At 64.7% G+C, this 26,192-nt stretch carries 22 protein-coding genes and 1 pseudogene; 14 read left to right on the forward strand and 9 right to left on the reverse strand.

Annotation, left to right across the window (positions count from 1 at the left end; translation table 11 throughout):
• Positions 1 to 50 precede the first annotated feature (50 nt).
• Positions 51 to 407 (reverse strand): hypothetical protein, encoded by a 357-nt coding sequence (locus tag ABB30_RS06755; protein ID WP_057637552.1) that lies wholly within the window; start codon positions 405 to 407, stop codon positions 51 to 53.
• Positions 400 to 1,896 carry a DNA recombination protein RmuC gene (locus ABB30_RS06760; RefSeq protein WP_152980620.1) on the reverse strand — a complete coding sequence of 499 codons (1,497 nt, stop codon included), beginning with the start codon at positions 1,894 to 1,896 and terminating at the stop codon, positions 400 to 402. The genes ABB30_RS06755 and ABB30_RS06760 overlap by 8 nt, the downstream gene beginning before the upstream one ends.
• 90 nt (positions 1,897 to 1,986) lie before the next feature.
• On the opposite strand from ABB30_RS06760, the gene ABB30_RS06765 reads away from it, so the two are divergent.
• A complete protein-coding gene (locus ABB30_RS06765) occupies positions 1,987 to 2,544 on the forward strand; it encodes a nucleoside 2-deoxyribosyltransferase domain-containing protein (protein ID WP_057637553.1) in 558 nt (185 codons plus the stop codon).
• Between the two features lie 3 nt (positions 2,545 to 2,547).
• A complete protein-coding gene (locus tag ABB30_RS06770) occupies positions 2,548 to 3,174 on the forward strand; it encodes a LysE family translocator (protein ID WP_057637554.1) in 627 nt (208 codons plus the stop codon).
• Positions 3,175 to 3,241: 67 nt separating this feature from the next.
• Here the strand turns inward: ABB30_RS06770 and ABB30_RS06775 are convergent, their stop codons facing one another.
• Complete coding sequence (locus ABB30_RS06775) at positions 3,242 to 4,477, reverse strand: dipeptidase (RefSeq protein WP_057637555.1); 1,236 nt, start codon at positions 4,475 to 4,477, stop codon at positions 3,242 to 3,244.
• Between the two features lie 146 nt (positions 4,478 to 4,623).
• Here ABB30_RS06775 and ABB30_RS06780 point away from each other — a divergent pair, with 146 nt between their 5' ends.
• A complete protein-coding gene (locus tag ABB30_RS06780; protein WP_057637556.1) occupies positions 4,624 to 6,954 on the forward strand; it encodes an AI-2E family transporter in 2,331 nt (776 codons plus the stop codon).
• Positions 6,955 to 7,003: 49 nt separating this feature from the next.
• Here the strand turns inward: ABB30_RS06780 and ABB30_RS06785 are convergent, their stop codons facing one another.
• Positions 7,004 to 8,173, reverse strand: a complete 1,170-nt coding sequence (locus ABB30_RS06785) for a class I SAM-dependent rRNA methyltransferase (protein ID WP_057637557.1) — start codon at positions 8,171 to 8,173, stop codon at positions 7,004 to 7,006.
• Positions 8,174 to 8,462: 289 nt separating this feature from the next.
• Here ABB30_RS06785 and ABB30_RS06790 point away from each other — a divergent pair, with 289 nt between their 5' ends.
• Positions 8,463 to 9,425 carry a TerC family protein gene (locus tag ABB30_RS06790; RefSeq protein WP_057637558.1) on the forward strand — a complete coding sequence of 321 codons (963 nt, stop codon included), beginning with the start codon at positions 8,463 to 8,465 and terminating at the stop codon, positions 9,423 to 9,425.
• 118 nt (positions 9,426 to 9,543) lie between these two features.
• The gene (locus ABB30_RS06795) at positions 9,544 to 10,335 is read left to right on the forward strand and encodes a rhomboid family intramembrane serine protease (RefSeq protein WP_057637559.1); all 792 of its coding nucleotides are present in this window, start codon (positions 9,544 to 9,546) and stop codon (positions 10,333 to 10,335) included.
• Between the two features lie 25 nt (positions 10,336 to 10,360).
• Here ABB30_RS06795 and ABB30_RS06800 read toward each other — a convergent pair whose 3' ends face one another.
• From ABB30_RS06800 to rpmH, 5 genes are all read right to left on the reverse strand, one after another.
• Positions 10,361 to 11,344: a glycerophosphodiester phosphodiesterase family protein gene (locus ABB30_RS06800; RefSeq protein WP_245626444.1), complete on the reverse strand. Its 984-nt coding sequence runs from the start codon at positions 11,342 to 11,344 to the stop codon at positions 10,361 to 10,363.
• A gap of 159 nt (positions 11,345 to 11,503) precedes the next feature.
• Complete coding sequence (gene mnmE / locus ABB30_RS06805; protein WP_057637560.1) at positions 11,504 to 12,847, reverse strand: tRNA uridine-5-carboxymethylaminomethyl(34) synthesis GTPase MnmE; 1,344 nt, start codon at positions 12,845 to 12,847, stop codon at positions 11,504 to 11,506.
• Positions 12,848 to 12,972: 125 nt separating this feature from the next.
• Positions 12,973 to 14,658: a membrane protein insertase YidC gene (gene yidC, locus ABB30_RS06810; protein WP_057637561.1), complete on the reverse strand. Its 1,686-nt coding sequence runs from the start codon at positions 14,656 to 14,658 to the stop codon at positions 12,973 to 12,975.
• A 13-nt stretch (positions 14,659 to 14,671) separates the two neighbouring features.
• A complete protein-coding gene (gene rnpA, locus ABB30_RS15735; RefSeq protein WP_083489745.1) occupies positions 14,672 to 15,112 on the reverse strand; it encodes a ribonuclease P protein component in 441 nt (146 codons plus the stop codon).
• A 41-nt stretch (positions 15,113 to 15,153) separates the two neighbouring features.
• The gene (gene rpmH, locus ABB30_RS15740) at positions 15,154 to 15,294 is read right to left on the reverse strand and encodes a 50S ribosomal protein L34 (protein ID WP_083489746.1); all 141 of its coding nucleotides are present in this window, start codon (positions 15,292 to 15,294) and stop codon (positions 15,154 to 15,156) included.
• A gap of 255 nt (positions 15,295 to 15,549) precedes the next feature.
• Between rpmH and dnaA the strand changes: the two genes are divergently transcribed.
• The 9 genes and pseudogenes from dnaA to ABB30_RS06850 form a co-directional block, all read left to right on the forward strand.
• Positions 15,550 to 16,875 (forward strand): chromosomal replication initiator protein DnaA, encoded by a 1,326-nt coding sequence (dnaA, locus tag ABB30_RS06815; protein ID WP_057637562.1) that lies wholly within the window; start codon positions 15,550 to 15,552, stop codon positions 16,873 to 16,875.
• Between the two features lie 275 nt (positions 16,876 to 17,150).
• Positions 17,151 to 18,251 (forward strand): DNA polymerase III subunit beta, encoded by a 1,101-nt coding sequence (dnaN, locus tag ABB30_RS06820; protein ID WP_057637563.1) that lies wholly within the window; start codon positions 17,151 to 17,153, stop codon positions 18,249 to 18,251.
• Positions 18,252 to 18,768: 517 nt separating this feature from the next.
• A complete protein-coding gene (locus ABB30_RS16490; protein ID WP_161808842.1) occupies positions 18,769 to 18,939 on the forward strand; it encodes a hypothetical protein in 171 nt (56 codons plus the stop codon).
• 211 nt (positions 18,940 to 19,150) lie between these two features.
• Positions 19,151 to 20,287: a DNA replication/repair protein RecF gene (recF, locus tag ABB30_RS06825; RefSeq protein ID WP_057637564.1), complete on the forward strand. Its 1,137-nt coding sequence runs from the start codon at positions 19,151 to 19,153 to the stop codon at positions 20,285 to 20,287.
• A 65-nt stretch (positions 20,288 to 20,352) separates the two neighbouring features.
• On the forward strand, positions 20,353 to 22,809 hold the full coding sequence (gene gyrB / locus ABB30_RS06830; protein WP_057637565.1) for a DNA topoisomerase (ATP-hydrolyzing) subunit B: 2,457 nt from the start codon (positions 20,353 to 20,355) through the stop codon (positions 22,807 to 22,809).
• A gap of 45 nt (positions 22,810 to 22,854) precedes the next feature.
• The gene (locus ABB30_RS06835) at positions 22,855 to 23,634 is read left to right on the forward strand and encodes a CPBP family intramembrane glutamic endopeptidase (RefSeq protein WP_057637566.1); all 780 of its coding nucleotides are present in this window, start codon (positions 22,855 to 22,857) and stop codon (positions 23,632 to 23,634) included.
• A gap of 72 nt (positions 23,635 to 23,706) precedes the next feature.
• The gene (locus ABB30_RS06840; RefSeq protein ID WP_057637567.1) at positions 23,707 to 24,513 is read left to right on the forward strand and encodes a M48 family metallopeptidase; all 807 of its coding nucleotides are present in this window, start codon (positions 23,707 to 23,709) and stop codon (positions 24,511 to 24,513) included.
• A 128-nt stretch (positions 24,514 to 24,641) separates the two neighbouring features.
• Positions 24,642 to 25,835 carry a tetratricopeptide repeat protein gene (locus ABB30_RS06845; RefSeq protein WP_057637568.1) on the forward strand — a complete coding sequence of 398 codons (1,194 nt, stop codon included), beginning with the start codon at positions 24,642 to 24,644 and terminating at the stop codon, positions 25,833 to 25,835.
• Between the two features lie 145 nt (positions 25,836 to 25,980).
• Positions 25,981 to 26,192 (forward strand): annotated as a pseudogene (locus ABB30_RS06850) (energy transducer TonB); the annotation flags it as partial.

The following is a 26,192-nucleotide window of genomic DNA, read 5'->3' on the forward strand; positions in this document are numbered from 1 at the left end:
ACCCGCTCTTGGATGTGAATTTGAAAGACCTAGGATAGACCGGGCCAGGTTCAATCGATGCAAACAACCGAACCTGCCACACCGTTCTGCACCGGCTGACGGCAACCGAAAGCCTGGCTGGCATCACGCTGGCAGACCCCGCGTGCCGGCTGCCCGGCGGGCACTTCGGCATCCTCCAGCAGACAGCGTCCCTGGCACTGCGCCGCATCACTGCAGGCCTTGCCGGCATCGGCGTAATCGACCAGGCACACCCAGTGCTGGGCACGGCCGATGGCCTGCCAACGCCCACCCTGCTGCTGGCAGGCCTGCTGGTCGAGCGGGGTCGCCTTCACCGCAGGCAGCGGCGAACCCATGCCGCTGCAACCGGCGGCAAACATCAACACGGCAGCCATCACCACATTACGCATCGTTTTCTCCTTGCTCGCTGGATGGGGGCAGCAGCTCCTGCTGCTCGCTGGGCAGGGTCTGCACGTCACGCAGGCGGCGCTCGATGGCGCGGGTGCGCACGCCGGTCTGGTCGATCTGCTTGCTGGCCTGCTCCAGCTTGTTCTTGACGTTGTCCAGCACGTCGCCGAACTTGCCGAACTCGGTCTTGGCCGCGGCCAGGATGCGCCAGACCTCGGCCGAGCGCTGCTCGATGGCCACGGTACGGAAGCCCACCTGCAGGCTGGTCAGCAAGGCCAGCAGGGTGGTCGGCCCGGCCAGGGTGATGCGCAGCTCGCGCTGCACCGATTCAAACAGGCCCGGGCGACGCAGCACTTCGGCATACAGGCCCTCGGTGGGCAGGAACAGCACCGCAAATTCGGTGGTGTGCGGGGCGGCCACGTACTTGCCGGCAATGCGCTTGGCCTCCTCGCGCACGCGCCGCTCCAGCGCATCACCGGCCGCCCGCGCGGCATCAGCATCGGCGCGCTCCTGGGCATCGAGCAGGCGCTCGTAGTCCTCACGCGGGAACTTGGCATCGATCGGCAGCCAGACCACCGCATCGGCGCTGGAGCCGGGGAAGCGCACCGCAAACTCCACCCGCTCGCTGCTGCCGGGCACGGTGGCGACATTGGCCGCGTACTGCTCCGGGGTGAACACCTGCTCGAGCAGGCCGGCCAGCTGCACCTCGCCGAAGATGCCGCGGCTCTTGACGTTGGTCAGCACCCGCTGCAACCCGCCGACATCACTGGCCAGCTTGTTCATGTCGCCCAGGCCCTGGTGCACCTGGGACAACATCGCCGCCACATTGCCGAAGCTCTCGGTCAGGCGCGTTTCCAGGGTGGCGTGCAGTTTTTCGTCCACGGTCTGGCGCATCTGTTCCAGGCGCTGGGCGTTGTCGGCCTGCAGCGCGCGCAGCTGCTGCTCCAGGGTAGTGCGCATCTGTGCGATGCCCTGCTCGTTGCGCGCGGTCAGCTCGGCCAGACGCTGGCTCAGGGCCTCGGCAAAGCGCTGCTGCACCTGGCCGCTTTCCTCGCGGGCACGGCGGGTGTCATCGAGCAGGGCCTGGCGGCTGCTGGCCTGCTCGCCGGTGATCGACTGGCCCATGGCCGCAAGCTGTTCGGCAAACAGGCGCAGGCGTGCCTCCTGCGCCTGCGAGGCGGCATCAAGCTGGCTGCGCATTTCCTGCAGGCGCTGGCCCAGCAGCACCGCACCGGCCTGCTGGCCACGGCTGGCCTCCTCGCGCGCCTGGCGTGCCTGCTCGTCCAGGGTACGGCGCAGCTGGTCCATCTGGTGGTCAGTGCCGGCGGTCAGTTCACCGAGCTGCTCACGCAGTTCGGCCCGGCCCAGGCGCAGTTCCTCGCGCAGGGACTGCTCCAGCCCCTGGCCATCATTACGACGCAGCAACCCCACCAGTTGTGCCACCAATACGGCCACCAGCAGGGCCGCGACCACGATCAATTCTGTCTGCATGCCGCCAGTGTAGCCAGAGCCGTCTCATCCTTTGCGCCAGCACCGCATCTGCGATCATGTGCATCGCTGTCCTGTTGCCCCGGCCCTGTCATGCCCCTGTTGCGTTGCTTGCTGCTTTCCCTTGCCCTGCTCGGCAGCGTGCCCGCTGCCCATGCAGCCACCGACACGGTGACCTCGCCACATGCCCTGCCCGGCACCGAGGATGGCCGGATCCGGATCTTCCTGGCCGGCAGCATCGACATGGGCCGCGCCGAGGACTGGCAGGCACGGGTGGCCGAGGAACTGGCCACCGACAACGTGCTCCTGTTCAACCCACGCCGTGCGGACTGGAACCCGGCCTGGCAGGCCGACAGCAGCGAGCCGGAATTCGTGCGCCAGGTGCAGTGGGAACTGCAGGCCCTGGAGGCGGCCGACATCATCCTGATGTACTTCGCCCCGGGCAGCCAGAGCCCGGTGACCCTGCTGGAAATGGGCCTGCATGCGCGCAGCGGCAAGTTGTTGGTGGCCGCAGCGGAAGGCTTCTGGCGCAAGGGCAATGTCGACATCACCGCCGACCATTACCAGGTCCCGCGGCTGCAGGACATCGATGCGCTGATCGCCGCGCTGCGCCAGCGCGTGCAGCAGCTGCAGCAGCAACGCGCGGAGTAAGCCATGCCACTGCTGGGCATTACCGATGTGTGGCTGTTTGCCGCGACCGTGACCGTGTTCGTGCTGCTGCCAGGGCCGGGCATGCTGTCCCTGCTCACCGCCAGCGCGCGTGGCGGCAGCCGGGCCGGCTGGGCCACCTGGGCCGGGCTGGTGGCCGGCGAGCAGTTGTTCATTGCCGCTGCCGCCCTCGGCGTGGCCGCCGCCCTGGCCGCCCATCCGTTGCTGTTTGCCAGCCTGCAGTGGGCCGGCGTGGCTTATCTGGGCTGGATCGGCATCGGCCTGCTGCGCCGGCCTGCCGCTGCGGCCGGCCCGGCCTTGCCCCGCCGCGGCAACGACTTTGCCAACGGCATCGCGGTCACCCTGCTCAACCCCAAGGCGATCGGCTTCTACGTGGCCTTCTTCCCGTTGTTCATTGATCCGCAGCAGCAGCGTGGGCTGCTCACCCTGCTGGCGATGGACGCGGTGATCATCGCCATCTCGCTGGGCTTCAGCGCGCTGCTGATCGGCGTGGGCCAGCACGGCGCCCGCCAGCTGGCCGGCCGCCCGCAGCTGGGCCTGTGGCTGCGCCGTGCTGCCGGCATCTGCCTGCTGGGGTTTGCCCTGCGTCTGGCCCTGGCCCAACAGGGCTGAGCACCTGCACCTACAGCAAAGGGCAGGCCACTGGCCTGCCCTTTTTCATGTCGGCGTACGGCAGGGCTTAGCTGCCGGCCTGCGCCTTGGCATGGGCCTGGACCTGCTCCATCACGCGCAGCACGTTGCCACCCCAGATGTTGGCAATCTGCTGCTCGGTGTAGCCCTTGCGCAGCAACCAGGCGGTGATCCGCGGCAGGTTGGTGATGTCGTCATGGCCGACCAGGCCACCACCACCGTCCCAGTCCATGCCGATGCCGACGTGGTCCGGGCCCACCACATTCAGGATGTGCTCCAGGTGCTGGAAGTAGTCATCCTCGGTGGCCTTGGTCACCGGATGCTCGTGGTCCAGCCTGGCCATGCCGGCCGCCAGCTCCACGCCCGAGGCCATGGTCATCCCGCGCCAGCCACCCAGGCCCTGCTCCAGGGCGTTCTCGGCGGCCTTGCGCTCGGCGCTGGCATGGGTGTCGATCAGGTAACCGCCATAGGCGTTGACCTGGATCACCCCGCCCTTGGCCGCCAGCTGGCGCAGGCGCGCATCATCGATGTTGCGCGGGTGGTCATACACCGCCTTGGCCGAGGTGTGGGAGAGCACGAACGGCACCGGCAACAGCTTGACCAGGTCATCGAACACCGCATCGGCAGCATGCGACTGGTCGATCACGATGCCCATCCGGGTGGCGTTTTCCACCAGCGCGCGGCCGGCCGGGCTCAGCCCGTTCCACTCGGCCTTGTCGGTGCCCGAATCACCAAAACCATTGTTCTTGGTGTGGGTGATGGAGAGCATGCTCAAGCCGGCACGGTGGTAATAGCTGAGCAGGGTCGGGTCCTGCTCCAGCGGGCTGGCGTTCTCCATCGAGATGTAGACCACGCGCTTGCCGGCCGCCTTGATGCGCGCGGCATCGGCCGCGGTGCGGGCCAGTTCGAAGGTGTCGCGGTTGGCCGCCACGGTGGTGTGGATGGCCAACAGGCGCATCAGGCCGGCATCACGGTCGGCGACCAGGGTGGCCGGCTGGCGGTCGCCCTGGCCGGTGTAGACCACCCAGAAGCCACCATCAAGCAGGCCGCGCTGCATGCGCGGCAGGTCCACCTGGGAGATGCCGTTGCCGCTGTAATCCTTGTGGATGTCGAAATCCGGGCGCTCGAAATTGGACGGCGTGTCCAGATGGCTGTCCAGGGTCAGGATGCGCGCCTGCAGCGCGCGGGCATCGGCCAGCTCCTTGGCAGTGAATTCAGCAGCCAGGCTGGTCGCCGGCAAGGCCAGGGCAAGACCGATCAACAGCGGCAGGCGGGACAAGATCATGGTGACTCCGGATTGAGGCCAACGGGAATGGCAGACGCCAGATGTGAACCCCGAGTATGCCCCCCCGCACCGGCTGCTGACACGTGCTTCACGACCTGTATCACGCCGGTTCCTAGCATCGGCAGGTCACCCGCACGGTCATGGCCATGCCCCACAACCCGCAAACCGCCTCCCGCCCTTCCCCACCGGCAGCGGACCACAGCCCACAGCACGCCCTGCTGCCGTTGCTGGAACTGGTGCCTGCGCTGCGTGTGGCCGCCGGGCTGCTGATTGCCGCCCTGGTGATCCTGGCCCTGTATGTGGGCCGCGAGCTGATCATCCCGATCGCCTTGGCCGCCTTTCTCGGCTTCCTGCTCGATCCGGCCGTCTGTCGGCTCAAGCGCTGGGGGCTGCCGCGGGCCCCGGCGGTGGCCCTGGTCTCGGCCACCGCCCTGGCCTTGATCATCGCCGCCGGTGCCTACCTCACCGGTCAGCTGCGCCAGCTCAGTGCCGACCTCCCCGGCTACCAGGACACCATCACCACCAAGGTGGTGGACCTGCGCCGGCAGCTGGGCGGGCCCAGTTCGTGGGATGGCGCGGTCAACACCTTCGGCTTGCTGCAGAAGCAGATCGACCAGACGGTCAAGGATGACCCGCAGGTGCATCCGGTACGGGTGGTCTCCAGCTCCCCCGGCCCGGTCGCCGATGCCCTGCAATGGCTGCAACGCATCGGTGGCCCGGTGGCCACCGCCGGCATCGTGGCCCTGTTGGTGGTGTTGATCCTGCTGGACCGCGACAGCCTGCGTGACCGCGTGCTGCGCCTGATGGGGGGAGGCAACCTGCACCTGGCCACCGATGCCCTGCACGAGGCCACCACCCGCATCGGCCGTTACCTGCGCATGCAGCTGATCGTCAACGCCAGCTACGGCATCCCCATGGCGGTGGGGTTGTGGATGATCGGGGTACCCGGCGCCTTGTTGTGGGGCGCGCTGGCCACGGTGATGCGCTTCATTCCTTACCTGGGGCCGTTGATCTCGGCGGTGTTCCCGCTGGCCCTGGCCTTTGCGGTGGATCCGGGCTGGTCGATGGTGCTGTGGACGCTTGGCCTGATTGCCGCGCTGGAGCTGATCAGCAACAACGTGATCGAGCCCTGGCTGTATGGCAGTTCGACCGGTCTGTCGACCCTGTCCATCATCGTGGCCGCAACGTTCTGGACCACCCTGTGGGGGCCGATCGGGCTGATCCTGTCCACCCCGCTCACCGTCTGCCTGCTGGTGCTGGGTCGCTACGTCCCGGCCCTGCGCTTCATGCAGGCCCTGCTGGGCACCGAACCGGTCCTGGATGTGCCGCACCGGCTGTATCAGCGCCTGCTCGCCGGCAACAGCGAAGAAGCTGCCGACCTGGCCCTGGAACAGGTGCAGGAGCGCCTGGATGAAGAGGACACCGCCGCCGAGGTGGCCTCGGCCCTGACCAGCTTCTATGACCAGGTGGGCTTGCCGGTACTGCGCCTGGCCAGCAGCCAGCACGCCGACCTGGCCACCGCCAGCCACCGGCTGCGCCTGGCCAGCGGCATGACCACCGTACTGGAGGAGCTGCGCGAGGCCTGGCCGGCAGCCAATCCGACCAGCGCAGGACGCCGCGTGCACTGCATTGGCGCGCGCTGGGAGATCGATGCCTTTGCCGCCAGCATGGCGGCCCATGCCCTGCGCCACCACCGGTTCGATGCCCTGGCCCCGGCAGCCCCGCTGGGCGCCGGCCAGGCCGCCGTGGCCGCCCTGCCCCTGCGCGCCGGCGACATCGTGTGCCTGTCCGTGTTCCATCCCGATCCGGCCGCGCAACTGGACAAGCTGCGTGGCCGCCTGCAGCGGCTGCATCCGGGCTGTGTGCTGATTGCCCTGCCGTGGAATGCCCAGACCGGCACCACGCCAACCGATGCCTTGCTGCAGGCCACCGGCATCGGCCAGTTGCAGTTGCTGCTGCAGGCGCGCCTGGCCATCAGCGCCTCCCCTGTGGAGGAAGAACAGGCCGATGAAACCGCCCGCCTGGCCGCGCTGGCCGACGCCGGTGCCCTGGACCGGCGTCACTACCGGCTGTATGCCGATACCGCCCGCAAGGCCGCCAATGCCTTCGATACCCGCTATGCCCAGGTCTCGTGGATCGATGCGGACACGGTATTTGCCCCTGGCGCCCTGCTGCCACTGGCCGCCCTGCCGGGGGGAATGGCCCGCGGCAACACGATCTGCACCCACCTGGTGGAGGAAGACGCGCCGCTGGTGATCGATGACCTGCTCAGCGACCCACGCATGATGGACATGGCCGTGGTGCAGCAGCACGGGCTGCGCTTCTATGCCGGGGTACCGCTACGCCACCTGGGGCAGGTGATCGGCAGCCTGTGCATCGTCGATGATGCCCCGCGTCACTTGAGCGAGGATGACCAGGCCCTGCTGCAGCGCATGGGCGATGCCCTGGTGCAGTCCATTACCACCGACAGGACATGAACCAACAACGCCGGCCCTGTTGCAGGGCCGGCGCGAAAAGCCGGGCGGGTCAGTCCACCACGCGGCAGAACACGGCCTTGAGGTAACGCGATTCCTGCACGTGGGCCATGAACGGGTGGTCGGCGCCGGCGCCGGCCACCTTCAGGATCTGGATGGTGCGGCCGGAGAAGTAGGCCGCACGGCGCAGCATGTCCAGGAACTGGTCCTCGGCCACCAGGCCGGTGCAGGAGAAGGTGGCAAACAGGCCGCCCGGCTTGACCACGCCCAGGGCGAGCTTGTTCATGTCCAGGTACTTCTTCAGCGCACCGATGACCTGGTCGCGGTCGCGGGTCATCTTGGCCGGGTCCAGGATCACCACGTCGAACTGGTCGCCCCGGTTGGCCGCATCACGCAGCCACGGGAAGATGTCGGCCTGGACGAACTTCGGCTTGACGTTGTTGAGCTTGGCATTGCCCTTGGCGATCTGGATCACGTCCTGGTCAATGTCCACGCCCAGCACTTCAGAAGCACCACGGGCGGCGGCATACACGGCAAAACCACCGGTGTTGCAGCACAGGTCCAGCACGCTCTTGCCTTCCACCTGCTGGCTCAGCCACTCACGGTTTTCGCGCTGGTCGGCGAAGAAACCGGTCTTGTGCGCGCCAGCCGGGTCGGCACGGAACTTCACCCCGTACTCGGTGATCACCGCCGGTTCGGTGGTGGTGTTGCCGTGGAAATCGAAGCTTTCCTGCTTCTGCACATGTTCGTCGGCAAAGCTGTGGAAGCGGCAGCCCGGGAACTGGGCGCGCAGGGCCTCGTAGATCCACTCGCGGTGACGGAAGGCACCTGCAGAGAAGAACTCGACCACGATCAGGTCATCGTAACGGTCCACCACCAGGCCGGAGATGCCATCACCTTCGCTGTGCACCACGCGCCAGGCATTGGAGATGCCGTCCAGCTTGAGCACGTCGCGGCGCAGCTGGACCGCCATGGCGATCTTGCGGTTGAACCACTCCTGGTCCACCTCGACGTCCTGCTGGGTTTCCAGGATGCGCAGGGCGATACGCGAATGGCCATTGTAGAAACCGCGGCCGATCCATTCGCCATCCACGCCGACCACATCGACGATGCTGCCCGGCTTGGGGCGCACGGTCGGCTTCTCGACCAGTTTCTGGAAGATCCACGGGTGGCTGGAGCGCCACGCATTCTTGAGGCGTACGATGGGGTAGGCAGTATTCATCTGCCTATTGTAGCGACGCGCAGGTCACGCCAGTGCACCGACAATCGGCTGCGTTCATTGACCACACGCGGCTGCACGGGCAGAATCGGCCCCCAGAAGGGGAGTAGCTCCCAGACGTTGTCGCCGTCAATTCGAGCTGGATGGCTCCGGTGCAACGGCAATCAGGCCCGGCCTGGTTGTGAGCGAGACCTTCGCCGCCCAGGCGAAGCTCTGTCCCGATCCCTTCCGATCCGTGTCCAGATCTGCCCTGTGTGGTTTGACCCTCACCTGCACATGACTGGAAATTCTCATGGAAACAATCGGTAATCCGTGGCTCTGGGGCGGCTTCGCTGTCGTCGTCATCGCCGCCCTGCTCGCTGACCTGGTGCTGATGCGCCATGGCGGCCCGCACAAGGTCACCTTCAAGGAAGCCCTGTGGTGGTCCATCGGCTGGATCCTGCTCGCCTTGGCCTTCAATGCCGGCCTCTGGTACTACCTGAAGGAAACGGTGGACGTGGCCACCGCCAACACCTTGGGCCTGCAGTTCCTGACCGGCTACCTGATCGAAAAAGCCCTGGCGGTGGACAACATCTTTGTCTTCCTGCTGATCATGGGCTACTTCTCGGTGCCGGAAATCCAGCGCCAGAAGGTGCTGATCATCGGCATCATCGGTGCAATCTTCCTGCGCACGATCATGATTTTCGCCGGCGCCGCCCTGGTCAACCAGTTCCACTGGATCCTGTACGTGTTCGGTGCTTTCCTGCTGTTCACCGGCTGGAAGATGTGGTCGGCCCACGGTGAGGAGCCGGACCTGAACGACAATCCGGCGCTGAAGCTGATGCGCAAGCACCTGAAGATCAGCAACGAGTACAACGGCAACAACCTGATGGTCGAGAAGAACGGTGTGAATTACTTCACCCCGATGTTCGTGGTCCTGGTGCTGATCGCCGTCACCGACGTGATCTTCGCGGTGGACTCGATCCCGGCCATCTTCGCCATCACCACCGACCCGTTCATCGTGCTGACCTCCAACGTGTTCGCGGTGCTGGGCCTGCGTGCGATGTTCTTCATGCTGGCCGGCATGGCCGACCGTTTCCACCTGCTGCCGTACGGCCTGTCGATCATCCTGGGCTTCATCGGCATCAAGATGCTGCTGATCGACATCTACAAGATCCCGGTCCCGGTGTCGCTGGGTGTGGTGTTCTCGATCCTGGTCATCACCATGATCCTGAGCCTGAAGATCCCGCCGAAGGACGACTCGGCCAAGGGCTGATCCCCTTGTGATGTTCCCCGCAACGGGCCGGCCATGCCGGCCCGTTGTCGTTTGGGCACGACAGTGTTCCAGCCATGCTGCCCTTGCAACCGGCCCCGGCCGCCGCCATCGATGGAGCATGGACAACCTCGATCCGGCCGCCCAGGCCCTGCATGACCGGCGCAAGCTGTGGCGCGCCTTCAATACCTCACTGGCCTTGGTGGCAGTGCTGGTGGCCTGCTTTGCCGCCCAGCAGCAGCTGGACTGGCGCGCCTTTGCGGTGGCCCCGCAGACCCTGCCCGGCCTGCTCGGCATCCTCGGTGCCCCGCTGCTGCATGGCTCGCTCAAGCATTTGGCCGCCAACGCCAGCGCCCTGTTGATCCTGGGCACCCTGGCCGGCAGCGTGTACCCGAAGGCCAGCCTGCGCGCCCTGCCCCTGCTGTGGATCGGCGGTGGCATTGGTGCCTGGTTGCTGGGCAGCACCGGCAGCCATCACCTGGGCGCCAGTGGCCTGACCCATGCCCTGATGTTCCTGCTGCTCACCCTGGGCCTGCTGCGGCGTGACCGCGCGGCCATCGCCACCGGCATGATCGCGGTGCTGTTCTATGGCTCGATGCTGCTCACGGTGCTGCCCGGCGAGCCGGGCATTTCCTGGCAATCCCACCTCGGGGGGGCCGTGGCCGGCATCATCGCCGGCCTGCTCCTGCGCAACACCGACCCGCGCCCGCCCCGCCAGCGCTACAGCTGGGAACTGGAGGAAGAAGCCGCACTGGCCGAACATGGGCTGGATGAAAGCCTGGAACAGCGTGCCGCGCAGGATGTGCCGGTGTTGTGGCAGCGGCCAGCCGCCCAGGCCTACGGCGTGGTGCTGCCGTTCCGGCGCCCGGGGGCCAGTCCGGACAGCCCGACCAGCGAAGATCCACCGCGTTGACGCAAGGCCGTTGCCCGACTCGGCGTCAGTCGGGTTGGCCGGCCTGCAGGGCCCGCACGCCCAGCGCCGGGTCATCGGTCATCAGCCCGTCGATGCCGGTGGCCAGATAGGCCTGCATCTCGGCCACCGCCGCCGCTTCCTGACGCAGCCCCTCACCGCTGCGCGGCAGGCCTGCCGGCAGGTAGGGCTGCTCGGGACGGAAGGTCCACGGCACCACCTGCAGACCGACCCGGTGCGCGCGCTGGACCAGATCGCCAGGCGATGACAGGCGGCCATCGGCCTGACGCGCAATCACATGCTCACGGTCCGGGCCCAGTACATCGGCATAGGTGGCCATCGCGGCCAGCCCCGCATCGTCAAGCAGGCCGGCCTGGTCCGGGCCCACCAGCTGCAACAGGGCGATGTTGCCGCCCTTGGGGACCTGCAGGCGCAAGCGACGCAGACTGTCAGCCTCGAAGGACTGGATCACCAGCGGTGCCACGCGCGTATAGGAATCGGCGCCCAGCACCTCCAGCACCCGCTCTTCCAGAGGCAAGCCCAGGCCACGGAAATACGCCGGGTGCTTGAGCTCCGGGGCCAGGCCGATGCCGCGCCCGCTGCGCGCCGCCTGGCTCACCACCAGGGCAATCACTTCTTCCAGGCGGGCAATCCGGAACTGGCCATCAAACGTGGTACCGCGCAGTTCGGGCAGGCGCTCACGGGCGCGCAGCTGTTGCAGCTCGGCCCAGCTGAAATCCTCGCTGAACCAGCCTTCCACCGGCTGCCCGTCGATCTGCTTGGTGGTGCGGCGGTCGCGGAACTGGCGGTGCTCGGCCACATCGGTGGTGCCGGACAGTTCGTTTTCGTGGCGTACCACCAGCACCCCATCCTTGCTGGGCACCAGATCCAGCTCGATGTAATGGGCGCCATCGGCAATGGCCTGGGCATAGGCGGCCAGGGTGTGCTCGGGCAGCAGCGCACTGGCGCCGCGGTGGGCGTAGATCCGTGCATCGGGGACTACCTGGGCCATCAACGGTCCTCCACAGGACACCAATGCCGCCAACATCACACCACGTACCGCCTGTCGCACACACAACTTGCCAGCCACGTCCAAATCCCCTGAAAGACACTGGGTGCAGTCTGCCCAAGCGATGTGACCGCTTCGGGAAACCCTGATGTGGTGCGCAGTTTACTTGCCGATGCAGAAACTGGAGAAGATTTTTCCCAGCAGGTCGTCGGCGGTCATCCGCCCGGTGATCTCACCCAGCGCGTCATGGGCCAGGCGCAGCTGTTCGGCGGCCAGCTCGAGCACGTCATGTTCCAACTCGGCGGCCGCCAGCTCCAGGTGTTCCTGGGCCAGGGCGATGGCCGCCACATGGCGCTCGCGCGCTGAAAACTCCCCGCTCATGGCCTCGCCACTGCCCTGCCCGGCCAGTGCCGACAGGCGGGCATGCAGGCTGTCCAGGCCCTGCCCGGTGCGGGCCGAGACCCAGACCTGGTCATCGGCAGCATCGTCCGGCCAGGCGGCCAGCAGATCGGCCTTGTTGTGGATCAACAAACGCTGCGGCACCCCGTCCAGCGCCTGTGCCACCGCCGCCAGGCCAGCCTGGGGATCGGTCGCATCCAGTACCACCAGGGCCAGATCGGCCTGGCGGGTTTCCGCCTCGGCCCGGCGCATGCCTTCGCGTTCGATCGCATCGCCGCCCTCGCGCAGGCCGGCGGTATCGACCAGGGTCAGCTCCAGGCCATCAATACGGATGGTCTCGCGCAGTACGTCGCGGGTGGTCCCGGCGATATCGGTGACGATGGCCCGCTCACTGCCGGCCAGGGCATTGAGCAGCGAGCTCTTGCCGGCATTGGGCGGGCCCAGCAGGACCACGTGCAGGCCATCGCGCAGCTTGCGCCCGCGTTCGGCCGCCTGGCGCAGCTGCTGCAGTTGCTCGCGCACGTTGGCCACACCACGGCGCACCTGGCTGCCGCCCAGGGTATCGAGCGGTTCGTCGGCAAAGTCGATGGCCGCTTCGACATGGATGCGCAGGTGCAGCAGCTGCTCGCCCGCCTCGTCGATGCGGCGCGAGAACACCCCGTCCAACGAACGCCGGGCAGCCCGCGCCGCGCGCAGGTCACCGGCAGCGATCAGGTCGGCAATGGCCTCGGCCTGGACCAGGTCCAGTTTTCCGTTCAGGAAGGCGCGCTCGCTGAACTCCCCTGCCCGGGCCAGGCGCGCCCCCAGCGCACAGCACGCACTGCGCAGTGCAGCCAGCAGCACCGGGCTGCCATGGCCCTGCAGTTCCAGCACATCCTCACCGGTGAAACTGGCCGGGCCGGGGAAATACAGGGCAATGCCATCGTCGATGACCTCACCGCCGGCATCGCGGAAGCGCGCATAGCGCGCCTGCCGCGGTTGCAGCCCGGCGATGCCCAACCCGTGGGCAATGGCCAGGGCCTGCGGGCCGGACACCCGCACAATGCCCACCCCGCCCTGGGCCGGCGCGGTGGCAATGGCAACGATGGTCGTGGAAGCGCTCGACATGTCTGTGGATAACCTGGTGGAGAAAACGGGGATGGTGGCGTGGCAGGCCAACTGCCCCAAGGGATTCGGGAATATTGTCGCAGTGGAAAAAACAAACCCGCCGGGTGGCGGGTTTGTCTTGGCACTTACTTGGCTGCTGCTGCGGCCGGCGCCGGATACTTGCGGATCATCAGCCACTGCTGGAGCAGACCCAGGCCACCGTTGACCACCCAGTACAGCACCAGGCCGGACGGCATGAAGGCCATCATGACGCCGAAGATCAGCGGCATGAACATCATCACCTTCTGCTGCATCGGGTCCATGCCGTTCATCGGGGTCAGGCGCTGCGTGGCCCACATCACTGCGACGTTGATGATCGGCAGGATGAAGTACGGGTCACGTGCGGTCAGGTCCTGGATCCAGGCAAACCACGGGGCCTGACGCAGCTCCACCGATTCCACCAGCACCCAGTACAGGGCGAAGAAGATCGGCATCTGGATCAGCAGCGGCAGGCAGCCACCCAGCGGATTGATCTTCTCCTTCTTGTACAGGTCCATCATCGCCATCTGGAACTTCTGGCGGTCCTCGCCATAACGCTCCTTGAGCTGGGCAATGCGCGGCTGCACGGCGCGCATCTTGGCACCGGAGCGGAACTGGGCGGCCGACAGCGGGAACATCACCAGGCGCAGCAGGATCACCAGGCCGACAATGGCCCAGCCCCAGTTCTGCACCAGGTTGTGAACCTTGTCCAGGACCCAGAACAGGCCCTTGCCGATCAGTGCCATGGTGTCAAAGCGGCTGTAATCGACCACGCGGTCCAGGCCCTTCACGTCCTGGGCGTTGATCTGGTCCACCAGCTTCGGGCCCACCCACAGGCGGCCTTCGGTGCTGACCGTCTGCCCCGGGGCCACGGTGAAGCCCGGGCCATTGGCAGCGATGCTGTAACTGGCGCCGTCACGGTTGAGCTGGAACAGCGAGGTCTGGTCCTGCTGCGGGATCCAGGCGCTGTAGAAGTGGTGCTGCAGCATGGCCAGCCAGCCGCCTTCCACCACCTGGTTCAGGTTGCCGTCGTCCAGGTAATCCTTGTCAAAGGCACGGCGCTCGTAGGCGTCGTTGTACCAGGTCGCACCATTGAAGGAGAACGAATCCGGGTTGGTCATGCCCTTGGAGATGGTCGGCGGCACGCGCTGCAGGCGACGGTAGACATAACCCTGCCAGGTGCCGGCGCCGTCATTGCTGACCTCATCGCGCACGGCAATGGCATAGCTGCCACGGCTGAAGGTGTAGGTACGGCGGATGCTCACGCCGTCGGCGCTGGTCCACACAAACGGCACCACCAGCGACTGCTCGCCGTCGGCCAGGGTGTAGCTGGTCGCCCCTTCAACACGGAAACCGGCCGCTTCCGGCACGGCCGAGCCCTTCTCGCTGGCCCAGCCGGTCACCGCGCTGTACGGATTGCCGGACTGGTTGGAGAACAGTTCCACCGGGGCGGCGCCTTCGGCCTTGCTCTGCGGGTAAGCCAGCAGACGGGCCTGGTCGATGGTGCCACCGTCCAGTTCCAGGTCCAGAACGTCGGTGACCACACGCACGCGCGGTGCGCTGGTGTTGGCAACAACGGCCGTTTCAGCCACGACGCTGCCATCGGCATTGGCCTGCGGAACGCCCGAACCCGGCACTGCCGCCGGCACAGCGGCCGTCGTACCCGAAGGGACGGTGGTCTGGGTGGTGGTCGCCGGGGTGGCTGGTGCGACTTGCTCGCGGTTCCAGGCCATCCACAACAGGACCGCTACCGCCATCCAGGCGAAAATCAGAAATACACGGGTCTGGTTCATCTGCAGGCTCGACTCAGCCGGGCGTGGATCCCGGCGTGTTCATGGGGAGGGAAGCAGTGTTCCCTGGCGAGGCGATTGTGACCTCGGCACCGGCTGGCGGCAACGCACCGGCACGGCGAAGCAGTCGTTCAAACGACTGACGGATCTCATCATTGCTGGCCGTCTTGGCAGCTGCTCGAGCGACCACGACAAAATCGCCACCCACCATCTGCCAACGCAGATGGCGTGTAGCGTCACGCAGTACACGCTTGATCCGATTCCGGCCCACGGCCCGGGTATCCACTTTGCGGGATACAGCCAAGCCCAGCCGCGCCGGGTTTTCCCCGCGAAGCCAGTGGACAGTCATCAAGGGATCGGACACCCGTCGGGCGCCGTCAAAGACGGTACTGTATTCCGGACGCGTACGAACCCGCGCAGAGCGAGGAAATCGCTTGCACGGGTCAGTAGCGTTCACAGTCGTGTTGTTCGCAACTGCCGCCAGCGGCGGCGGCGCGATCAAGCGCTGAGGACTTTGCGGCCCTTGGCACGACGACGCGACAGGATCTTGCGACCGTCGGCAGTTGCCATACGGGCACGGAAGCCGTGATCGCGCTTGCGCTTGAGGTTGCTGGGTTGGAAAGTGCGCTTCGTGGCCATAGGGGGCCTCTGTTAGGAGTGAGACGGATAGAACCGGCAAATCTACAGGTCAACCCCTTGTTCTGTCAAGGAACACTTGACATTTCCATTCATCTGCCTGTGCAAACCTTGTGGATGGGATTGTGAATAACTGTGGATAGAGCATTCACGGCGGCTACGTCCGGTGGTAGTCTGATGACCCGTTTCCCTTGACTTGGCAGGACGTGCGGCGCGCTATCGGGCGCCTGTGCGCGCCGTGCTATTGATGAATTGTCCATGGATGTCTGGTCCCGCTGTCTAGAACGCCTCGAAGCGGAATTCCCGCCCGAGGATGTCCACACCTGGTTGAAGCCGCTGCAGGCGGACGTGCGTGACGACGCAACGGTGCTGTATGCGCCCAATGCCTTCATCGTCGAGCAGGTCCGCGAGCGTTACCTGCCGCGCATCCGGGAGCTTGTGCATTATTTTGCCGGGCACACCGAGGTCAACCTGGAGATCGGTTCGCGGCCCAAGGCGGTCGAACCGCTGCCGCCGCCGGTCACCGTTGCAGCGGCGCCTGCACCGGCACCGCTGCCGTTCAATGGCAACCTGGATTCGCACTACACCTTCGCCAACTTCGTGGAAGGCCGCAGCAACCAGCTCGGCCTGGCCGCTGCCTTCCAGGCAGCGCAGAAGCCCGGTGACCGTGCCCACAACCCGTTGCTGCTGTACGGCGGCACCGGCCTGGGCAAGACCCACTTGATGCTGGCCGCCGGCAATGCCATGCGCCAGGTCAACCCGGCCGCACGCGTGCTCTACCTGCGCTCGGAGCAGTTCTTCAGCGCGATGATCCGTGCGTTGCAGGAAAAGACCATGGACCAGTTCAAGCGCCAGTTCCAGCAAGTGGACGCGCTGCTGATCGATGACATCCAGTTCTTTGCCGGCAAGGACCGCACCCAGGAAGAGTTCTTCCACACCTTCAACGCCCTGTTTGACGGCAAGCAGCAGATCATCCTGACCTGTGACCGTTATCCGCGCGAAGTGGAAGGCCTGGAAGCACGCCTGAAGTCGCGCCTGGCCTGGGGCCTGTCGGTGGCCATCGAGCCGCCGGACTTCGAGACCCGTGCCGCCATCGTGCTGGCCAAGGCCCGCGAACGCGGTGCCGAAATTCCCGATGACGTGGCCTTCTTGATCGCCAAGAAGATGCGCTCCAACGTGCGTGACCTGGAAGGGGCACTGAACACGCTGACCGCACGCGCCAACTTCACCGGCCGGGCCATCACCACCGAGTTTGCCCAGGAAACCCTGCGCGATCTGTTGCGTGCCCAGCAGCAAGCCATTTCCATTCCCAACATCCAGAAAACTGTCGCCGATTACTACGGCCTGCAGATCAAGGACCTGTTGTCCAAGCGCCGTACCCGTTCGCTGGCCCGGCCGCGTCAGGTGGCCATGGCCCTGACCAAGGAACTGACCGAGCACAGCCTGCCGGAAATCGGCGATGCCTTTGCCGGCCGCGACCACACCACCGTGCTGCACGCCTGCCGGCAGATCAAGCTGCTGATGGAGACCGACGGCAAGCTGCGCGAAGACTGGGACAAGCTGATCCGCAAGCTCAGCGAATGATGCCGGTTGCTCCGGCGCACGTCACCGCACAACTTGGTGCACAGTACGGTGGCAAGGGGAGGAAAATCTGTGGATAAAAAGCAGGCGCTGCGACACTGAAAAGTTATCCACAAACTCCCCCGCGGCTTCAAGGTCAACCATCCATAGGGTTGTAGGCCTTTAAAACAGATGTAAATCAAAGAGTTAGAAGCAAACTCAGGGTTATCCAGCGATACCAGCACCACCAAGCTTTTGATTTATTCCACATCTTTTAAAGCATAGGGGCACCGAACCACATGCGTTTTTCTCTCCAGCGCGAAGCTTTTCTCAAGCCGTTGGCACAAGTGGTCAACGTGGTAGAGCGCCGTCAAACCCTGCCGGTGCTGGCCAACTTCCTCGTCCAGGTCAACAACGGCCAGCTTTCGCTGACCGGCACCGATCTGGAGGTCGAAATGGTTTCCCGTATCACTGTGGAAGATGCACAGGACGGTGAAACCACGATTCCTGCACGCAAACTGTTCGATATCGTGCGTGCATTGCCCGACGGTAGCCGGGTCACCGTCTCCCAGACCGGTGACAAGGTCACCGTGCAGGCCGGCCGCAGCCGTTTCACCCTGGCAACCCTGCCATCCAATGACTTCCCGTCGGTTGACGAAGTGGAAGCCACCGACCGCATTGCTATCAGCGAAGCAACCCTGAAGGAATTGATCGAACGGACCTCCTTTGCGATGGCCCAGCAGGACGTTCGTTACTACCTCAACGGCCTGCTGTTTGATGTCCGCGATACCCTGCTGCGCTGCGTGGCCACCGATGGCCACCGCCTGGCCCTGTGTGAAACCACCCTGGAAACCGGTACCGGCAACAAGCGTCAGATCATCGTGCCGCGCAAGGGCGTGACTGAGCTGCAGCGTCTGTTGGAAGGCGGCGATCGCGAAATCGAGCTGGAAATCGGCCGCAGCCACATCCGCATGAAGCGTGACGATGCCATGTTCACCTCCAAGCTGATCGATGGCCGCTTCCCGGACTACGAAGCGGTGGTGCCGATTGGTGCAGACCGCCTGGTCACCGTGGATCGTGAGCTGTTGAAGGCATCGCTGCAGCGTGCGGCGATCCTGTCCAACGAAAAGTACCGCGGCGTCCGTGTCGAAGTGTCGCCGGGCCAGCTGAAAATCAGCGCGCACAACCCGGAACAGGAAGAAGCCCAGGACGAAATCGAAGTCGATACCCAGGTGTCTGACCTGGCCATCGGCTTCAATGTGAACTACCTGCTGGATGCACTGTCGGCCCTGCGCGACGAGCAGGTGGTGATCCAGTTGCGGGATTCCAACTCCTCTGCACTGGTGCGTGAAGCATCCAACGAGAAGTCCCGTCACGTGGTGATGCCGCTGCGTCTGTGACCGGATGTTCCACGTGGAACGTAGTCAAGAAACCCGGCGCAAGCCGGGTTTCTTGCAGCTCAATGTCGTGAAATCTGCGCAGTAGCCACGGGAATTGCTGCTGGAAATCAGTCACTTCCAGCGCGCTTCTGCTCTGTTTTTCGAAACCGCAAAGCAGATTGGACAAGCACGCAGCAGGCGAGGCGATTGGATACAGACCGTCTGCGCGGTGTTTGACCCCGCTGACGAAAAGATCAGCCCCTGTGGATTGCGCCGTTGTCAGCGCAGAGCGTGAATTTGGCGAAATCTGCGCAGGCGTTGTAGCCGATACCGACCAGATTGCACGTATTTCACGGGGTGGAAACCGGCAGGGCTGCAAACCGCGGGTGGATTCCAGGGAGGCGTGCAGTCAAGGCCGCCGTTGTGGCGAATTCTGCGGGGCAGGGGGGCTGTCCTGCAGCAGATTTCGCGATTATTGCAGTCGCTGCAATCCAGAGAGGATCTTCCCTGCAGGCAGCGGCGTACGGTTTGCCTAGCCATGCTTCAGATTGACTATAAATCTAAAGCTAGGTGGAGCATGGGGGCTGTGGATTTCGTCAAAAATCAAGGCAAATCTATGATTTTTCTGACGAAAGTAGCCCTGAAAGGGCAGGGGAGAACTGCCCCTGGTGATGGGGTATTGCCTGTTGATAACTTTTCAGGTGGCTGAGAGTCCTCCTTTTATCCACAGGAACCGGGGCTCTACGGCTGTTGTTATCCAAGGCTTTGTCCCTGCATTGGCCTTTTTTTATCCATGCCGGATGGATTTTCCAGAGCTCGGTTGGTCTGTGCGGCGCGTTGCACCGATCTGTGTGCAGAAATCGGAGGGGAGTGGGGTGGTAAAGTGCTGCTTTCCGTTCTGGCCGCCGTGCTGATTTCCGATGCAAGTTCAGCGTGTGGCTGTTGGACAATTCCGCCGTTTCGAGCAAGGGCAGTGGTCTCCCGCTTCCGGCATCAACCTGCTGGTCGGCGACAACGGCATCGGCAAAACCAGTTATCTGGAAGCCCTGCATCTGATTTCCTACGGCCGCAGTTTTCGCGGCCGGGTACGTGATGGTTTGATCCGGCAGGGTCAGGCGGCGCTGGAAGTCTTCGTCCACTGGAGCGAGCAGACGGGGCAGGGCATCGAACATCGCGGTGGCCTGCGTCATGCCGGGCAGGACTGGACGGCGCGGCTGGATGGCGAGGATGTGGCCCAGCTTGGTCAACTGTGCGCAGCGCTGGCTGTCGTCACCTTCGAGCCGGGCAGCCATATCCTGATCAGCGGTGGCAGTGAACCGCGTCGTCGCTTTCTGGATTGGGGCCTGTTCCACGTCGAACCCGGATTCACCCCATTGTGGCGGCGCTATTCGCGGGCACTGAAACAACGCAATGCCCTGCTCAAGCAGGGAGCCAGCCGGCATGCGCTGGCCGCTTGGGATCAGGAACTGGCCCAGGTCGGGGAGCCGTTGACGGCCGCCCGGACGCAATATCTGAGCCGGATGCAGGACAAGCTGGTGCCGTTGGCTGCGACCCTGGCCCCCGGGCTGGAGGTGCGAGGCCTGGATTTCCATCCCGGATGGCGGCGGCAGGAGATGCCGTTGGCCGATGCGCTGCTGCTGGCCCAGGAGCGTGATCGGCAGCAGGGCTTCACCTCGGTGGGGCCGCACCGGGCCGATTGGACTGTCCTGTATTCGGCGCTGAGCGGGCGCGAAGTGTTGTCGCGTGGCCAGGCAAAACTCACCGCGTTGGCTTGCCTGCTGGCCCAGGCCGCCGATTTTGCCCAGGAGCGTGGCCAGTGGCCGGTGCTGTGTCTGGATGATCTGGGCTCGGAGCTGGACCGTCACCATCAGGGGCGGATCCTGGATTTCCTGCAGGCCACCCAGGCCCAGGTGCTGGTCACCGCAACCGAAGTACCGCCGGCGTTTGTGGGCCGGCCGGTTTCGGTGTTCCACGTGGAACACGACGGCGAGGTGCTGCCGGGCGGCGGAACGACCGGCGAGGGCGGGGCGGGCCACGCTGGTATAATCGGGGCGTAATCCCCTTTCCAGGACCGGGCACCGGATGTGCCCCGGCCCATCATGCGGAGCCTGTGGCAAGCGCAATGAGCGAAGAACAGAACATCACCCCGACGAGCAACGGCACTTACGACGCCAACAGCATTACTGCACTGGAAGGCTTGGAGGCTGTACGCAAGCGTCCCGGTATGTACATCGGTGATGTCCACGACGGCACCGGTCTGCACCACATGGTGTTCGAGGTTGTCGACAACTCGATCGACGAAGCGCTGGCCGGCCATGCCGACAATGTCACCGTGACCATCCATGCCGATGGCTCGGTGTCGGTGTCCGACAACGGCCGTGGCATCCCGGTGGGCAAGCACGAGCAGATGAGCGCCAAGCTCGGCCGCGAGGTTTCCGCGGCCGAAGTGGTGATGACCGTGCTGCATGCCGGCGGCAAGTTCGACGACAACAGCTACAAGGTTTCCGGTGGCCTGCACGGCGTGGGCGTGTCGGTGGTCAATGCACTGTCGCAGAAGCTGACCCTGGATATCTTCCAGGGCGGCTTCCACTACCACCAGGAATACGCCGATGGTGCCGCCAAGGGCCCGTTGACCAAGGTCGGGGAAACCAGCAAGCGCGGCACCACCGTGCGCTTCTGGCCGTCCACCGTCGCCTTCCACGGCAACGTCGAGTTCCATTACGAAATCCTGACCCGCCGCCTGCGCGAACTGTCGTTTCTGAACTCCGGGGTCAAGATCGTCCTGGCCGACGAGCGTGGTGAAGGGCGTCGTGACGATTTCCACTACGAGGGCGGTATCCGCTCCTTCGTCGAGCATCTGGCCCAGGTCAAGAATCCGCTGCATCCGAACGTGATCGCGGTGACCGGCGAGCACAACGGCATCACTGTGGAAGTGGCGCTGCAGTGGACCGACGCCTACCAGGAAACGATGTACTGCTTCACCAACAACATCCCGCAGAAGGATGGCGGTACCCACCTGGCCGGTTTCCGTGGCGCGCTGACCCGTGTGCTGAACAACTACATCGAGCAGAACGGCATCGCCAAGCAGGCCAAGATCAGCCTGACCGGCGATGACATGCGCGAAGGCATGATCGCCGTGCTCTCGGTGAAGGTGCCGGATCCGAGCTTCTCCAGCCAGACCAAGGAAAAGCTGGTCAGCTCCGACGTGCGCCCGGCGGTGGAAAACGCCTTCGGTGCGCGCCTGGAAGAATTCCTGCAGGAAAACCCGACCGAAGCCAAGGCCATTGCCGGCAAGATCGTCGACGCGGCGCGTGCCCGCGAGGCGGCCCGCAAGGCGCGCGACCTGACCCGCCGCAAGGGCGCGCTGGACATTGCCGGCCTGCCGGGCAAGCTGGCCGACTGCCAGGAAAAGGATCCGGCCCTGTCTGAACTGTTCATCGTCGAGGGTGACTCGGCAGGCGGTTCGGCCAAGCAGGGGCGCAACCGCAAGAACCAGGCGGTGCTGCCGCTGCGCGGCAAGATCCTCAACGTGGAACGTGCGCGCTTTGACCGCATGCTGTCCTCTGACCAGGTCGGCACCCTGATCACGGCGCTGGGTACGGGCATCGGCCGGGACGAATACAACCCGGACAAGCTGCGTTACCACAAGATCATCATCATGACCGACGCCGACGTCGACGGTGCGCACATCCGTACGCTGCTGTTGACCTTCTTCTACCGGCAGATGCCGGAGCTGATCGAGCGTGGTTACGTCTACATCGGCCTGCCGCCGCTGTACAAGATCAAGCAGGGCAAGACCGAGCTGTACCTGAAGGATGACCCGGCTCTGGATGCCTACCTGGCCTCCAGCGCGGTGGAAAATGCCAGCCTGGTACCGGCGGCCGGTGAGCCCGGGATCGAAGGCGTGGCCTTGGAAAAACTGCTGTTGACCTACAGCAACGCCCAGGCCGCGATCGAGCGCAATGCCCACCGCTATGACCGCCACCTGCTGCAGGCACTGGTGGATTACACCCCGATCGACATCGATCACCTGCGCGGTGCCGGCCAGGGCCTGGACCAGTTGGCCGCCTCGCTCAATACCGGCCCGCTGGGCGCGCCGCGTTTCCGCCTGGTGCTCAATGAAGCCCAGGGCGAGCGTGGTCCGTGGATCAGCATCTTCCGTACCCACATGGGGGAAGTGCAGGAGCAGGAGCTGCCGCTGGCCGTGTTCGAAAACGGCGAGCTCAAGGCCATCCATGAAGCGCAGAAGCTGTTGCACGGGCTGATCCGTCCGGGCGCACGCCTGTCGCGTGGGCAGAAGTCCATCGAAGTGGAGCGCTTCTCGCAGGTCCAGGGCTGGTTGATGGACGAGGCCAAGAAGGGCCGCCAGATCCAGCGATTCAAGGGCCTGGGTGAAATGAACCCGGAACAGTTGTGGGATACCACGGTCAACCCGGACACCCGCCGCCTGTTGCAGGTGCGCATCGAGGATGCGGTGGCCGCTGACCAGATCTTCAGCACCCTGATGGGCGATGTGGTGGAGCCGCGGCGTGACTTCATCGAAGACAACGCGCTCAAGGTCGCCAACCTGGATATCTGATTGACCGGGGGCCGCAAGGCCCCCGTTGTTCATGGACGTACTGCAATGAAGCCGAGCCCGTCACCGTTGTCGCCCACTCCTGCCGCTGCCGGTCGCAGTGCGGCCTGGCTGGGCTTTGCCGCCGACACCCTGTTTGCCATTGGCCTGACGCTGATCCTGAGCCTGGCTGGTGGCGTGATCTGGGCACTGATTGCCGCCGCCCGTGGCCTGGACATGGCCACACCGGGCGTACTGGTACAAATGGCGATGGCGGTGATTGCCACCGGTGGCACCGCGGTGCTGCTGTACCTGCTGCGCCGCCGCGCCAGCGACGCGGAAAAAATGGCCTCGTTGCAGGCCATCTACCGTTCGTCGACCTGGGGCTGGACGCTGCTGGCAGGGGCCGCCGTGTTTCTGGGCAGCAGCCTGGTGTCCTGGCTGTTTGCCCAGTTCACCGACCAACCTACGCCCAGCAACATGGCCTTGATGGAACAGGCGCGTGCGCAGTACCCGCTGCTGCTGGTGTTGTTTGCCGTGGGCCTGGCCCCGTTTTACGAGGAGCTGCTGTTCCGTCGCGTGCTGTTCGGGCGCCTGGCTGCGGCCGGGATGGTGCTGCCGGGCATCGTGTTGAGCAGCCTGCTGTTCGCGCTGTCACATGAAATCCCGGGCCTCGGTGACCATGGGTGGGCGGCAATGCTGCAGCTGTGGCTGGTGTACGGCGGCATGGGCGCCGTGTTTGCCTGGTTGTACCAGCGTACCGGCACCTTGCTGGCGCCGATCGTGGCGCATGCCATCAACAATGGCGTGGCCTTGACCATGCTGATGCTTGGCTTAAGTGCCAGCTGATCTGACGACAATTTGACTGCAACCCGATGTGCAGTAAGTCACACTGCGCACGGTCAACCTGGAAGCTTTTCGATGAAGCGCATAGTCCTGATGCTGACCGCAGCGGCTGTTGTTGCCGGCTGCGCGACCACCACCTCCCCGACCGGCCGCCGCCAGGCCACCGGTGCGGTTTCCCAGGCCCAGCTCAACCAGATGGGGGCCCAGGCTTTTGCCGAGGCCAAAAGCAAGCAGAAACTTTCCACCGACAGCCGCTCCAATGCCTACGTGCGTTGCGTGGTCAATGCGCTGGTGGCCCAGTTGCCCGAACAGCAGCGTGCGGTGGCCTGGGAAGTGGCCCTGTTCCAGGATGACAGCGCCAATGCGTTCGCCCTGCCGGGTGGCAAGGTTGGCGTGAATACCGGCATCTTCAAGGTGGCCACCAACCAGGACCAGCTGGCGGCAGTTGTCGCGCATGAAATCGTGCATGTGGTGGCCAACCACCATGACGAGCGCATCACCCGGCAGATGGGCACCCAGGTCGGCTTGAGCGTGCTCAGTGCCCTGGTCGGCGGTGCCTATGGTGATGCGGCCGGGCAGACCGTGGGACAACTTGGTGGCATTGGTGCCCAGGCGGGGTTCCTGCTGCCCAATTCGCGCCAGCAGGAAAGCGAGGCCGATGTCGTGGGCCAGCGTCTGATGGCCCAGGCCGGTTTTGACCCGGCCCAGGCCGTGGACCTGTGGCGCAACATGCAGGCGGCCAGTGATTCGCGCTCGCCGCAATGGATGTCCACCCATCCTGATCCCAGCAACCGGATCAGCAAGTTGGCAGCCGATGCCCCCGGTTTGCAGCCGGTTTACCAGCAGGCACGTGCGGCAGGGCGCAATCCACGCTGTGGCTAAAACGTATAGATATTAAAATCGCCTCAAAGTGCGATTTCTTGCACACCCAGTTTCTGCTACGTTTGACGCCCTGTTGCCGCGGGCAACCCATCCCCTGCCATTGATGGCGGCCAGTACGAGGTCCTTCCATGCTATTCCGCAGCCATAAGCAAGTATTGCTTTCCGTTGTCATTGCCACCGCGTTGAGCGGTGCGGTGATTGTTGATGCCGCCGCCCAGTCGCGTTCGTCCGAGCGTGGCAACCGGGGCAACCGCCAGGCAGCAAAGCCGGAAGTGCTGTTCCCGGAAGCGACCCGTGTCGAGCCGGAAGCCAAGGCTTCCAGCCGTCTGCAGAGCAAGCTGAACAAGCTGTTCGCCGCGTACAACAAGGACGATTTCGAGCAGACCCGTACCCTGGGTGACGAAATCCTCGCCACCGACGGCGCCAATGCCTATGACAAGTCGGTTGCTGCCCAGCTGGCTGCCCAGGCTGCCTACAACACGGACGACAGCGCCGCTGCCAAGACCTATCTGCAGCAGGCGGTGGAACTCAATGGCCTGGACAACAACGGCCATCTGCAGGCGCTGCTGATGTTGGCCCAGCTTCAGCTGCAGGACGAGCAGTACGACGTCGGCCTGGCGAATCTTGACAAGTTCTTCACCGAGAGCAGTTCCAAGCGTGCCGAAGACCTGATCATCAAGGGCCAGGCGCTGTACCAGACCGAGCGCTATGCCGAGGCCATTCCGGTGCTGCAGCAGGCCATCGCCGCCTCCACCGAGCCGAAGGACCAGTGGAACCAGCTGCTGATGGCAGCCTATTCCAGCAATGACCAGGGCGCCGAAGCGGTGGCCGTGGCCCGCCAGATTGCCGAGCGCAATCCGGAAGACAAGCGTGCCCAGATCAACCTGGCCAGCATGTACATGCAGACTGACCAGATGGACCAGGCCGCGGCGGTGATGGAAAAGCTGCGCGCCGCTGGCCAGCTGACCGAAGAGCGCGAGTACCGCCAGCTGTACTCGATCTACGCCAATACCGAAAATTCCGAAAACAAGGTCATCGAGGTCATCAACGAAGGCCTGACCAAGGGCGTGCTGAAGGAAGACCACCAGGTCTACCTGGCACTGGCACAGTCCTACTACTTCACCGAGCGCGTTCCGCAGGCCATCGAAGCCTGGCAGAAGGCTGCACCGCTTTCGCCCAACGGTGAGACCTATCTGAACCTGGCACGTGTCCTGCATGGCGAGGGTCGGATCCCGGAAGCACGCGAGGCTGCCCGCCAGGCCATTGCCAAGGGTGGGCTGCGCAAGCCGGAAGATGCACAGAAAATCATCAACCTGAAGTAAGTAGGAATAACGCCTGAATGCCTGCTACAAGTGTGCGCAGGTACTCAGGATTGGTATAAGCTTGGAGGTTCGTGCGGTGTCATGCACCGCTGAACCTGGGGCAGCCCTTGTGTTGCCCCGGCCCCAACAATGAGCTCTTAGGCGCATGACGGAACAACTGGTTTTCAACAGGCACGAAACCGCCGCTGACAAAGGCCTGAGCTGGCCTCGCATTGTCGGCTACGCTTTCGTAATTGCACTGCATCTGGCTGCACTGATGCTGCTGCTGATCCCGGCTGTGGCTCCCAAGGCCGCTGCTGAAAAAGAACGCACCGTGATGGTGACGCTGGTGGATGCCCCGCCGCCGCCGCCGCCGCC

The organism is Stenotrophomonas ginsengisoli, assembly GCF_001431485.1.
GTDB classification, from domain to species: domain Bacteria; phylum Pseudomonadota; class Gammaproteobacteria; order Xanthomonadales; family Xanthomonadaceae; genus Stenotrophomonas; species Stenotrophomonas ginsengisoli.